This is a genomic window from Neobacillus niacini (assembly GCF_048572935.1).
Taxonomy (GTDB): domain Bacteria; phylum Bacillota; class Bacilli; order Bacillales; family Cytobacillaceae; genus Neobacillus; species Neobacillus niacini.
In genome coordinates, this window is record NZ_CP183883.1 from 5,017,627 (window position 1) to 5,029,958 (window position 12,332).

The window sequence follows — 12,332 nt, forward strand, 5'->3', positions numbered from 1 at the left end:
ATAGATTAGGAGTATCCTAATATCTTAGTGCATTTGATTCTAAGCCTGCTAAAACTCGGCCATAATTTTCTTTGGTGATTAACGGTGAAATCGTTCTGTGTGAATAGAGCGTCCAAAAATCACGGAAAATTCTTTGCAGCGGGTGACCTTCATATACATAACCAGAACCGCTGGCTAGAATTAAAATATCGAGTGCTTCCTTGCTTACTTGATTGGCATAACCGATATCTGCTAATGCCTTAACTCGAGCTGGCTTATCCATGAATGTACCGCTGGCAGCCCATGCATCTAGCTCATCCGCCACACGGTAATAATGCATGGAAGCGGTATCAATTTTCAAAGCAGCGTCCGAAAGTAATGCATGGAGAGTCGGTGAATCAATTAAATTTTCTACACCAATATGAGCAGCTTTTCGATTAGGCAGAACTTGCTGGAAAAATTCTAACGCTGCCTTAACCAATCCTAAGCCTGGTAATGCCAAAGACAACGCTAAGGCTGGAAAAAGTGCTGTATTGTAAAGTGGGATATCGCGTAAATGATCTGATTTAAATTGTCCGTTTAACACTTCTGCAAAAGAAACCACGCGGTGTTCAGGAATAAATACGTTGGTCATTTTGACACTGTTACTGCCTGTGCCTTTTAATCCCATGACGTGCCAGTCATCCATAATCTCTACTTCTTCAAAAGGAAGTGTCATCAAAGCTTGATCTACTAGGTTCCCTTCTTCATCCCTGATCGCCATTCCGAAGTATCCCCAAGTGGCATGAAGCGATCCTGAGCAGAACATCCAGAAACCTTCTTCGATTAAATAGCCACCTTCCACTTTTCGAGCAATGCATTTTCTAGGTTCATATACTCCAGCAAACAGGACATTATCTTCATTTTCTCCGAAGATTTCTTGGTGCGTTTTTTCTGTGAATGATTCCGCTACCATAAGTTCTCGAATCGCACATAGTGATAAAATCCAGCCTGCCGAAGCACAGCCGCGGGAGATTTCAACAATACAATCAGAATAGGTTCTCATGCTCGTTTGATAGCCGCCATATATTCTTGGGCGAAGTAACTTGAAAAGTCCTGCTTCCTTTAAGTCATTCATCGTTGCTTCTGGAATCCGTCGTATTTCTTCCGTCTCTTTTGCTCTATCTCTTAGATTCGGAACGAGCGCTTTTGCTTTATCTACAAGATAGGTGTCACTAAAGGCAACTTTTGTCATTGTAAATTCTCCTTTTCAATTTAATTTCACTTATTCGTTTAAGTTCTTACTTAAATTTTAGAAAATTACAAAATCATTTTAAAGGGTAAAAACCTTTCAACTTTTAAACATTTTTAGATAATTTTTATTAGTTTTTGAGTTATAAATTTGAAGTTTTGTCCATATCAGTAGTAAATAGTACAGATTTTTTACGAATTAATAATTTCCTTCGTTTTGATAAATTTCGCTGCATTTTCACCTGCAATTTTTCCAAAAACAGATCCAGCCATTAAACCTGCACCGCCAGGGTAATTAAAGTAAAATAGACCTCCTACAACCTCTCCTGCAGCATATAGACCTGGAATAGAATTGGATAATACATCTTGAACTTCTGTCGTTGGGTTAATTTTCAAACCTCCAAAGGTAAAGGTAATACCGCAAGTAACCGCATAAGCTTCAAACGGACCTTCCTCCAATGTGTTTGCCCAATTGGATTTGCGTACTTCTAATCCTTCTGTACACCTTCCGTCCTTGATATTTGGATTAAACGGGATATCCTTCACAATCGACGCATTGTATTCTTTGACCGTTTGTAAAAAGCCTTTAGCGTCCACACCTTCAAGTTTTTCCGCTAATTCCTCTAAAGTGTTAGCTTTTACTTTCGTTACTTGCCTGCCCTTGTATTCTTCTCGTAAAAGCCGTGCTGTTTTTTGATCGAAAATCTGCCAAGCAAATTGCCCCGGCTGTTCAAGAATTAACCTGCCATATTTTGCATAGGTGTAATTACGGAAATCTGCACCCTCATCCACAAAGCGCTTTCCTTCTGCGTTTACCATAATTCCAAAAGGGTAGCTTAGCTTTTGAAAGCCTTCTGTAAATTCCGGAAGATACCTGTCGCCGCCGACCGAATGACAGCCCGACCAATTACCACAAGCAAGTGCTCCAATATTTAATGCCATTTGAATGCCCTCTCCAGTATTAAAACGGCTCCCTCTTGCATGGGCCAAGTCCCATTTCGGTCCTAAATAACGCGTCCGCATTTCAGGATTTGCGTGAAAACCTCCAGAGGCCAAAATGACGGACTTAGCATATACCTTTGTTGTTTTACCATTATGCTTAAAAATCACTCCCTGCACGCCTTCGTCATCATGGATCAACTCCGTTGCCATGGCATTGAATAGAATTTGAACACCTAATGAAGATGCTTCTTTATGCAAAGCTTCTACTAATCCAGGTCCCCCGCCGACCGATTCCACAATCATTCCGCCCCAGAACTTAAATTTACCGTCTACCTTAAATGCTTGACGACCATATATAGGCACCCAGCGGACTTTATGGGCGGTGAGCCATTTCATTGTTTCAAAACTTTTTCCTGTTAAAATCGAAGCTAATTCCGGGTCTGTCCGGTAATTGGTGACCCGGCACATGTCTTCATAAAATTCTTCCTCAGAATAGACGCCAAAATCAGAAGTCCCTATATCCTCTTGGGATAAATCTGGCATAATTTCCTTTAAATCCTCGATACCATCGTAAGCAAATCGAATGGAACCATGTGTATAGGTGCTGTTTCCTCCTTTTTCAGCTTCTGGTGCTTTTTCAAGTACCAAGACATTCGCTCCATTTTCCTTAGCTGAGATTGCTGCGCAAATAGCTGCATTCCCTGCACCAACTACAACTACATCTGTTTCATAAATTTTGCTTTCACTCATCACTATCAGCCTCACTTTTTAAGAAAATGTCTTTGAAAAAAGCTGACTCAATTGCATTTGAGTCAGCTCTCTAATTTAAGCCTCTATTGTTGGTTTGTTTATTTCTTTATCACTGACGGTTTCACCCCAATAGGTATTCGCAATGGAATGATCTTCCTCCGTCCATTCAACTGGTTCCCAGTCCGGTTCAAAAATTAAATATCCATTTGTAAACAGTTCAACACGGCAGCCGCTTCCGGGATCAAGCACATATAAGTATAGTGCTTGTGAAACTCCATGTTTACCTGGGCCGATGAACTTAATACGTTCTTCAGCTAAAATATCTGCTGCCCGCAGCACGTCTTGTGCGTTATCAAGCCAATAAGATATATGGTGCAGCTGGTTTGGTGTCTCTGCCTCCGGTCTTGAGATAACGGCAATGTCGTGAACGAGCGGCGTTACACTCATCCAGCCGGCTAAAGTTTTTTCATTGTTGTATCTAACATATTCACGCAGCTTAAAGCCTAATTGTGTACCCAAGTAATCAAGGATTTCTTGAACATCCATGGAAGTAGCAATATTTACATGGTCAAATCTTCTAGGAGAGCAGCCACGTGCCCAAGCCTTGTATGTTTGATTTTTCAGGACTGAACGGCTTTTTTCATCCGCTTTTGGTTTTTCTACATCATAATAAATTTCAAATGAATGCTGACTTGGCAGTTTAAAACGAATGGCCCGTCCTTGACCTGTTTCTTCACCAGCTTCAATCCATTTTACTTCCGTACCAGCTTTTTGAAGCAGCTGAGCAAAACCTTCAACATCTTCCGGACGTTTGGTTCTCCAGCCAATATGATCGACATAACCTTTATCCCCTGCTGTTAAGGAAAGGGAGTGGTGTTCGAAATCGCCCCATGCCCGTAAATAATAGGTACCGTTTACTTCCTCTGTTACTTCTAAACCGATCACATCACGGAAAAACCAAAGCGATTTTTCTAGATCTGGTGTTACGAGTGCAACATGCCCTAACTTTGCAATTTCAGGTAAAGTCATCTTTTATTCCCCCTCAAATGATTAGATTTTATTAGAAAAATAGTTCTGAATTAAATGATTAAAGCTCTCCTGCTTTTCAATTTGTGTCCAATGCCCACATTTACCGAATACATGCATTTGTGAATTCGGGATATGTTCAAGATAGTAATAGCTGGATTCCACAGAGCAGACCATATCATCTCTTCCATGGACAAGCAGTACAGGATGTTCAATTCTTCTTAGTGCAGTCACAGGTACAGGGACAGCGGCTGTTGCGAAAATCGAATCATTGGAAATTCGGACTTCTGGTTTCATCGCTGTTTCATAGCGATAATCTGTCACAGCGTCAATAATTGGAGCCATTGCCTCTGCGTCATACACAAACCAACTCATAATTTGACGTAATTTCTCTGGTGATGGATTGTTGTAAAACCCTTTAGCACGAGCAAGCTCATGGCTTAATTTGGTATTTGGTGTTCCTCCAGGTCCCATCAACACCACTTTATCAAATCGCTCTGGATGTTCTAACAATAGCTCAAGTGCAATCGAGCATCCGAGCGAATTACCCACTAAATGAGCCTTTTGAACATCTAGTTCATCTAAAAGCTCTATCAATTGATTAATCCATAAATCCATCCATTCCTGCCTATTCTTTGGTAATGTCTCTGGATGGCTGCTGTTTCCGAAACCTAATAGATCCGGAGCAAGACAGTCATACGATTCGCAGCAGGCATTTAACGCATAACGCCAATTCGCAAATGATGTAACACCAGGTCCTGAGCCATGTAAAAATAAAATTACTTCTGAATTGCCTTTACCTGCACGATTTAGGTAGGTTTCAAAGTTAGCACTTTTAATCGATTGTTGAGTAATGTTTGTCAATTTTTATTCTCCTCCTCGTACTATTCATAAGGAATGCCACCATATTGAAATCCCTTACATTTTATCCTTACTGAAATTTTAGAAAATTTAATCATTTATATCTAGAATAATAACTATTTAATTTATTATTATTTTTTAGTAAGTTTTTATTGGATTTTCACTCTATATTTCTAGTTCTCCCAAAGCTAAAAGCGAATCTAGTATCAAAAGTAACTGGTAGCTTTGTGATGAGTCTCGTAAATCCTTATTTATAAGTGTTTCGATTTTGTTAATCCGATACATAAGTCCACTCATCGACAATGACAAATCATCCATCGTTTGTTGGAGTTTTCCGCCATTTGCTAAAAACACATAAAGTGTTTTCAATAATTCCTTTTGTTTGCCCTCTCCTAATTTATAAAGCGCACCTAATTCTTGTTTCGCAATTTTCTTGATACCGCTGACATTTTTTGAATTAATTAATATACCAACAATCCCCAAATCTTTAAAATGGATTATTTTCTTCTCGGTTGACATCCTTAGGCTAATTAGTGATTCATCCAAATACTCCAAAACCTGTTCAATTTCCTCAGCTTTATCACTAATTCCAATTTTATAGTTGTAAAATGAATGGGTCGTTTCTATATGTTTTAATATTTTTTCCATATTAAGCAGTATGTTTGACGACTCTGGTATCAGCATAATAATCTTACCTTCATATTGACCAATGAGTGCTTTATATCCCTGAATGTCTAGATACTTAGCGATCGATTCTAAAATTTGTTCATAGTAATCATTACTATCTTTTGCCGTCTTGCCATTTTCTTTATAGTCAATTGCAGCAATATAAAATGGGGTTTCAAGGTCTACCCCCATATAACGGCCGCGATTGATAATTTCTTCCCTAGAGGAATATTGTCCCTTTAAGATTTGTTCTAAAAAATAGCCTTTCATCTTTTCAAGTGCTTCAAAGCTCGTCTTCTCATTTAAAAGGTATAAAGAGGCTGCATTTGCTACACGCTCGATAAACATAATATTATTTTCGGAGCTTTTCTCTGTTTCTTTTAAATAAAGGAATGTACAATAACCAATTACTTTTTTTTGGACAATAATCGGAGTGATGAGCCGCTCTTGATTTTCTGTTTTTAGTCTTGTTGTTTCTTTAAAAAGCGGAAGTGGTTTATTATTTTTTCTGTTTTTTCGAATTAGGCTCTCTTTCAGTTCTTTACTCAAACTGCTATATTCGTCTTCTTCCATTCCTGCGTAAACAATCTTTTGGAAACTTAAATCCTCGATTGAAATGGGTATTTTTAATAATCCGAAAGTGGTATCGGCAATATCCTGCAAATTGCTTCCGTTTGAAATACTTTCCGTTAATTTTTTATGGAATTTGGAAACCTTATCGATATAATTTCGCTGTTCTAACAATTGCTCGTAGGTATACTCTAATTCTTCAATAATATTGATTTCATGATAGAATTTGAGTTCTTCCTCGATCTCCAGTCCCCAATCCTCCTGGAGCTTCATTTCGAAGCAGCATTCAGGATCCCCTTTGGCCACACAACTAATTTCCTTAACAATCAAACTCTTTTTACAAATCGTAGACATATAGCCGCTTGCATACCCCGTTAAAATATGGCATACAGGCATATCAGATTTTCCATGATGTTTAAGGTGCTCCTGGGCTTCGAATGAATGAATCCATTTTCCTTTCCCGCTTATTGTTTTGATATTTTCTGAATCAACCCATTCAATAAATCTTTCAGATTGGATATCTCCGATATGACCTGTACTTAAATGGAGCACGGCGGCTTGTTTAATAAGATAGTCTATGGAGGTACTTTTTAACATGGCTTCTTCCGCATCACTGACACCCAAACTCCAACCATAACGCAGTAAAAAACCCTTGGCCCGCTGTAATCCTAAATTTTCAATAATTCCTTTACGTAATAGTCCAAAGGCTCCAGCGGTGGTTAGAATTTTTTTATTTCCTTCTTCTATGTAGTTTGGTTCCAGTAAATTGTCGAGATTACCCTTCATAAACTCACCTTTTCCCTCTAAAGATTAAAAATTAAACTGGTCTGATTCTTACAAATGTCAAAGTTTAAAATAAAGACTCCTTACATGTTGCATACAAGGAGTCTTAATCTTTATAGCGTGTTTTATTTCTTGAAGGTAGCGGTTACTGCTCCTAAATAGTCAAACTCAGCTGTGAAGGTATCACCATCCTCAATTGGTATTGCTTTTGAAAGTGCTCCTGAAAGAATGACTTCCCCTGCATGGAGAGAGATTCCGTAGCTTCCAAGTGCATTGGCTAGCCAGGCCACTGCTTGAGCTGGGTGACCCATTACTGCGGCACCTGTTGCTGAGTCCAAATATTCACCATTTCTTGTTACTGTCATTTTTACCGAGGCTAAATCCAATTTATCTAGTTTAGCCGTTGTACTTCCAATAATGGCTCCAGCAGATGACCCATTGTCTGCAACTGTATCCTCAAATTTGATTTGCCAATCTTTTATGCGGCTATCAATAATTTCAAGGGCTGGTACAACATAATCCGTAGCCTCAATCACATCATTTATTGTCACACCTGGACCTTTTAGGTCCTTTTTTAAAACAAATGCAATTTCAAATTCAATCCTTGGCTGAATATATTTAGTAAGACTTATGGTTTCCCCATCTCTATACATCATGTTATCAAGAAGATGACCATAGTCTGGTTCACTAACATTTAGCATTTCCTGCATGGCTTTACTAGTTAACCCAATCTTTTTTCCAACGATTGCCGCACCTTTTTCTACCTTTTGCTGGATTTGGTATAGCTGGATGTTATATGCGTCCTCAACTGAAATTACTTCGGTTGAGGATGTGAATGGGGCAATCGGTTTTTTCACATCTTCTGCTTCCATTAAAGCAGTCGCGGCTTTTTGAATGTCCAATTTAGCTGTCCCCCTTTACTTTATAGTGCAGGCTGTGTTATTGGACTGTTGATTTGCGCTCCAATCAACAGGTTCTTAAATCAACAGTCTACCTTAACACAGCCAAAAGTTAATTAAACCGTTACAGCCTTTTCTTCCACTAAGGATCTGTATTTTCCACTATAAAAAATTAGTGGTTCTGCATCTTCTAAATGTATATCTGTTACTCTCCCAATGAATAGGGTGTGATCGCCTTCAAGATGTTCTGCAGATACTTCACAGGCAATTTGTGCAACTGCTCCGTTTAGTACGGGTTTCCCATCTAATCGGTCAAATTCCACTTCGCGGTGTTCTTTCAATTGTCCCGCAAAAATCATCGAAAGTTCTTGTTGATTCGCTGCTAATATATTCACAGAAAACGTTTTGCTTTGTTTAATTTTCTCAAGAATTCTTGCTTTTTCACCAATTGAGATTACAACTAATTTCGGGTCAAGTGACACAGACATGAAGGCATTTGCTGTCATACCATGCACATCTCCATCCACATCAGTAGCAATTACAGTTACGCCTGTTGCAAATTTCCCCATCGCGGTTCGAAATTGACGATCATCCATTTTACTAACCTCTCTCTTCTATAAAGTTAATCTACTATACTCTTAAGCTTCAATGGTCGGATTATTTTCAGGTAAGGTGTCTGTTTGATCACCCCAGAAGGTAAAGCCTACATCCATCTCATCTAAAGTCCACACAATTGGCTCCCAGTCTGGTTCAAAAATCAAATAGCCATTTGTGAATAATTCTACGCGTACTCCACTTCCTGGATCGACCACGTAAATATACATTGCTTGTGAAATCCCATGTTTACCTGGACCTTTAAACTTAAGTCCATGTTCTGTTAAAATGTCCGCTGCGCGCAGCAAATCTTGAGCATTATCCAGCCAGTAAGACAAGTGGTGAATCTGATGTGTTGATGGCGAGAATGGATCATGGCTTACCGCAATATCATGAACCAAAGGTGTCACGCTTAACCATGCGCCAATTAATGATTCATCCGGAGCTTTAACGCATTCTCTCATTTTAAATCCTAATTTCTCCATCAAATAATCTGAAATAACGTTGGCTTTCAAAGATGATAGAATATTAACATGGTCAATTCTTCGAGGAGAACAGCCTTTTGCCCATGATTTATATGTCTGGTTCTTTAACACTGAACGTTTAGATGGCTCGGCTAGTGTTTTTTCCATGTCATAATAAATTTCAAAACGGTGCTCACTCGGCAATTTAAAACGAATGGCTCTTCCTTGCCCTGCTTCCACTCCAGCCTCCACCCAGCTTACTTCTGTGCCTGCCTCCTCGAGCAGATGAGCAAATTGCTCTACATCTTCAGGACGCTTTGCTCGCCACGCGATATGATCAACATACGACTTTTCCCCAGCTGTTATGGATAAGGTGTGGTGCTCAAAGTCTCCCCATGCGCGTAAATAATGCGTGCCATTTACTTCTTCTGTTTCTTCTAATCCTATTAATTCTTTAAAGAACCATAGTGATTTTTCAAGGTCAGATGAGACTAAAGCTACATGTCCTAACTTTGCGATTTCTGGTAAACTCATGTTTTTTTCCTCCAATTAATTTTATATTTGAATCTTCAGAAAACAGAAAGCCTTTTCATTTAAGTTAGACAAAATAAGTATTCGGTTCTTGGCCGCAAAGGACTCTTCCATATGTTTCTATTAAACTTGATGGCGTAATGAATCCATGTAAATGCATGGCAAAAAAATCACGATAGACTAATTGTAAAGGATTGCTATGGTAGGTAAACATAGAACCAACTCCAGCAACTAGAAGGTCGATTGCTTCCTTACACAATTGATTTACGTACCCAAAATCCGCCTTTACTTTTACTATTTCTGCGGTATCCATTACCTCACCGCGTTCTGCATAGCTATCAATTTTATCAACAGCACGGTATAAGAACATTTCAGCAGTATCAATTTTCAATTGTGCTTGTGCCACTTGGTGATGTGTTATTGGTGCTTCATTTTGTTTATGATAAAAGGTGTTACCAATTCCAGCCTTCGGAAGTCTTTCCATATAAAGGTCCATAGCTGCCTGCGCAAGCCCTAATGCCGGTCCTACAATTGATAAAGTAAGAGATGGCACAAAAGAAGATCTATATAAAGAAACGTCTTTCAGCGGTTCAATTAGATAATGACCTTTGCTTGCTAAGCGATCTAACGATACACGGTGTTCTGGAACGAAAACATTTTGAATTCTACAGCTATTGCTGCCGGAACCCTTTAATCCCATAACATTCCAGTCGTCAATAATCTCAATTTCCTCGCGCGGTACAACCATGATAGCCATTTCCATTCCGCCATTTTCATCCACTAATGGGAATCCAAAGTAGCACCAATCGGCATGTGGACTTCCTGAAACAAATGGCCACTGGGCTTCTTCAACAAAATATCCGCCTTCGACCTTTTTGATATTACATTTAATAGGTTTAAAGTTACCTGCTAATACAACATCTTTTCCTGTAGAATAAATCTCATTTAATGCTTTTTCTCCAAATGTATAGGAAATCATATAGTCACGTATATTGCTAAGGCAAACGAACCAGCCGGCTGAACCGTTACCACGGGAAATCTCTGTTACAACCTCTGTGAACGCTCTCATATTTGTCTGATAGCCGCCAAACATATAAGGTCTTAGTACCTTTAAAAGTCCCTCATTTTTCAAATCATTAACGATTTCTTCTGGAATTCTACTATTACTATCAATATCTTGGCTAAACTCACGCAGTTTAGGAATTAGAGCCCTTGCTCTGTCGACTAATACATTTTTCGTTTCCAACACGCTTTGGTTCATATGAAAACCTCCCGTAATATGGTTGTCGTACCTTTTAAACTTCGTTAACCACTTCCTGAGCTATACCCATATTCTGATATTTCTCGCTGACGCTTTCCGCAATACGTGTTAAATGTTTTTCCATTAGCTTTTTCGCTAGTTTAGCGTCCCGCTCTTTTAAGCTGAAGTAAATCATCCAGTGCTCCGCCTGTGATTGTTTTCTTCGTTCTGATGAAAATAACATTGATGGATTTCCAACATAATTCAAGTAATCCCATAACTGATTTGCTAAAGTAAACGTATAGGGCAACTTAGCTGCTTGATAAATGATTCGGTGAAACTCAATGTTGAGAAGAGAATACTCTTCTTCAGAGATTTCTAGATTATCCATCTTAGTCAAAATCGAATACATTTGAGAGAGTTCATCATCAGTTAAATTTTTTATCGCATGCTCTGTCATTAAGGCATCCAGGTTTGCACAGACCAATAATCGCTCCATGACTTCTTCCATCTCAGGTCTCTTTACAAAAACACCTACTTGGGGAATGATTGACAAAAATCCTTCTTCTGCAAGTTTTGTCAAAGCCTTGTGTATCGGTGTCCGGCTCATATTTAAATGCTCTGAAACTTCATTCACATTAATCGCTGTATCAGGTATCCAAATTCCATCAATAATTTGTCTCTTAATATAGCGATAAGCTTGATCTATTTTCATCTTCATACACCTTCAATTCTCATTTATTGTTACCCCTATAATATTAGTAATTACTCTAGTAGTCTAGGTATCAACGGTGTATTCGTATGAACTTTAATGATCTACTATTATTTCTATATTTCACCGTTGAAAAAATCTGAAGTTAGTTTGATAAACCTTTCCTTTTGTTCCACCTGTGCCCAATGCCCACAACGTTTGAAGATATGTAACTGTGCATTTGGAAGATACTCCATAACGTAAAGGCTGCTTTCAAGTGGTACGAATCGGTCTTGGTGTCCATGAATGAGTAACATTTCATGATCCATTTGTTTAAGTGCGGAAGGAGGAACAAGCATGTCGGACAAATGTGATTTCGTGAAATTTTCCTCGTAAGATTTGCGTACATCCGGTCTTAAGAACAACTCTAAACGTTCTGCAACAATATTCTCCAGTTTATCCTCTAAAATACTCTTATCGTATAAGAACCAACTTAATAGATTTTTAAATGCAACAGGATTTGGATCTTTATGGAAGTTTGCTAACTTAGCAAGTTCTGGTGTCGGTTCTTTCAAGCCGCCTCCTGCCCCCATCAATACGATACGGCCAAATCTTTCGGGAGCGTACATAAGAAGGTGAAGTGCAATAACACCGCCCAAGGAATTTCCAACCAAATGGGCTTTTTTAACTTCTAAAGCGTCCATTAATGATAGTACTTGATTTACCCGAATCTGCATCCATTCCGCTCCATTTTGAGGATATTCTTCAGGATGTTCTGTATTACCAAAGCCATAGATATCTGGTGCCACTACGTGGAAATTCTCTTGAAAACGAGGTAGAATTTCTCTCCAATTCGACTGGCCGCTTGCCCCAGGTCCGCTGCCGTGTAAAAAAATGATTGTCTCAGATGACCTAGGATCTCCACCTTCATTAATAAAAGTTTGATAGTTTCCAGTTTGGATCCTTCGTGATATTACTTCAGCCATTCTTTTTACCTCCACTTTATTAAATGATTGATTCTTTCACTAAAATTTCAGTACTTATGATTTCCATCATGATAGTAGTGTAAATCCTATAAAAAAGCGCTTTCATTAACTAACTATAAT

General features: G+C 38.7%; 11 protein-coding genes. All 11 read right to left on the reverse strand.

From position 1 onward, the window contains the following. Positions 1 to 16: 16 nt before the first annotated feature. Complete coding sequence (locus ACN6MT_RS24550) at positions 17 to 1,213, reverse strand: acyl-CoA dehydrogenase family protein (protein WP_419888478.1); 1,197 nt, start codon at positions 1,211 to 1,213, stop codon at positions 17 to 19. Between the two features lie 188 nt (positions 1,214 to 1,401). Continuing rightward, positions 1,402 to 2,901, reverse strand: coding sequence for an FAD-dependent tricarballylate dehydrogenase TcuA (gene tcuA / locus ACN6MT_RS24555; protein ID WP_419888479.1), 1,500 nt, complete (start codon positions 2,899 to 2,901; stop codon positions 1,402 to 1,404). Positions 2,902 to 2,976: 75 nt separating this feature from the next. Further along, complete coding sequence (locus ACN6MT_RS24560) at positions 2,977 to 3,930, reverse strand: VOC family protein (protein ID WP_283864540.1); 954 nt, start codon at positions 3,928 to 3,930, stop codon at positions 2,977 to 2,979. Positions 3,931 to 3,951: 21 nt separating this feature from the next. Further along, on the reverse strand, positions 3,952 to 4,791 hold the full coding sequence (locus ACN6MT_RS24565) for an alpha/beta fold hydrolase (RefSeq protein WP_419888480.1): 840 nt from the start codon (positions 4,789 to 4,791) through the stop codon (positions 3,952 to 3,954). A gap of 162 nt (positions 4,792 to 4,953) precedes the next feature. Next, positions 4,954 to 6,810: a V4R domain-containing protein gene (locus ACN6MT_RS24570; protein WP_419888481.1), complete on the reverse strand. Its 1,857-nt coding sequence runs from the start codon at positions 6,808 to 6,810 to the stop codon at positions 4,954 to 4,956. A gap of 122 nt (positions 6,811 to 6,932) precedes the next feature. Continuing rightward, complete coding sequence (locus ACN6MT_RS24575; RefSeq protein ID WP_419888482.1) at positions 6,933 to 7,709, reverse strand: 2-keto-4-pentenoate hydratase; 777 nt, start codon at positions 7,707 to 7,709, stop codon at positions 6,933 to 6,935. A gap of 113 nt (positions 7,710 to 7,822) precedes the next feature. Further along, a complete protein-coding gene (locus ACN6MT_RS24580; RefSeq protein ID WP_419888483.1) occupies positions 7,823 to 8,302 on the reverse strand; it encodes a flavin reductase family protein in 480 nt (159 codons plus the stop codon). Positions 8,303 to 8,344: 42 nt separating this feature from the next. Continuing rightward, positions 8,345 to 9,298, reverse strand: coding sequence for a VOC family protein (locus tag ACN6MT_RS24585; RefSeq protein WP_034674446.1), 954 nt, complete (start codon positions 9,296 to 9,298; stop codon positions 8,345 to 8,347). A 64-nt stretch (positions 9,299 to 9,362) separates the two neighbouring features. Further along, positions 9,363 to 10,556 carry an acyl-CoA dehydrogenase family protein gene (locus ACN6MT_RS24590; RefSeq protein WP_419888484.1) on the reverse strand — a complete coding sequence of 398 codons (1,194 nt, stop codon included), beginning with the start codon at positions 10,554 to 10,556 and terminating at the stop codon, positions 9,363 to 9,365. Between the two features lie 34 nt (positions 10,557 to 10,590). After that, positions 10,591 to 11,250 (reverse strand): GntR family transcriptional regulator, encoded by a 660-nt coding sequence (locus ACN6MT_RS24595; RefSeq protein WP_419888485.1) that lies wholly within the window; start codon positions 11,248 to 11,250, stop codon positions 10,591 to 10,593. Positions 11,251 to 11,363: 113 nt separating this feature from the next. Beyond that, positions 11,364 to 12,212 (reverse strand): alpha/beta fold hydrolase, encoded by an 849-nt coding sequence (locus ACN6MT_RS24600; RefSeq protein ID WP_034674451.1) that lies wholly within the window; start codon positions 12,210 to 12,212, stop codon positions 11,364 to 11,366. Positions 12,213 to 12,332 lie beyond the last annotated feature (120 nt).

Bases quoted from the DNA above. Each gene is read 5' to 3' on its own strand.
- ACN6MT_RS24585 (WP_034674446.1), bottom strand. From the start codon at position 9,298: ATGAGTTTACCAGAAATCGCAAAGTTAGGACATGTAGCTTTAGTCTCA.
- ACN6MT_RS24550 (WP_419888478.1), bottom strand. From the start codon at position 1,213: ATGACAAAAGTTGCCTTTAGTGACACCTATCTTGTAGATAAAGCAAAA.
- ACN6MT_RS24595 (WP_419888485.1), bottom strand. From the start codon at position 11,250: ATGAAAATAGATCAAGCTTATCGCTATATTAAGAGACAAATTATTGAT.
- ACN6MT_RS24560 (WP_283864540.1), bottom strand. From the start codon at position 3,930: ATGACTTTACCTGAAATTGCAAAGTTAGGGCATGTTGCACTCGTAACA.
- ACN6MT_RS24590 (WP_419888484.1), bottom strand. From the start codon at position 10,556: ATGAACCAAAGCGTGTTGGAAACGAAAAATGTATTAGTCGACAGAGCA.
- ACN6MT_RS24580 (WP_419888483.1), bottom strand. From the start codon at position 8,302: ATGGATGATCGTCAATTTCGAACCGCGATGGGGAAATTTGCAACAGGC.
- ACN6MT_RS24570 (WP_419888481.1), bottom strand. From the start codon at position 6,810: ATGAAGGGTAATCTCGACAATTTACTGGAACCAAACTACATAGAAGAA.
- tcuA (WP_419888479.1), bottom strand. From the start codon at position 2,901: ATGAGTGAAAGCAAAATTTATGAAACAGATGTAGTTGTAGTTGGTGCA.
- ACN6MT_RS24600 (WP_034674451.1), bottom strand. From the start codon at position 12,212: ATGGCTGAAGTAATATCACGAAGGATCCAAACTGGAAACTATCAAACT.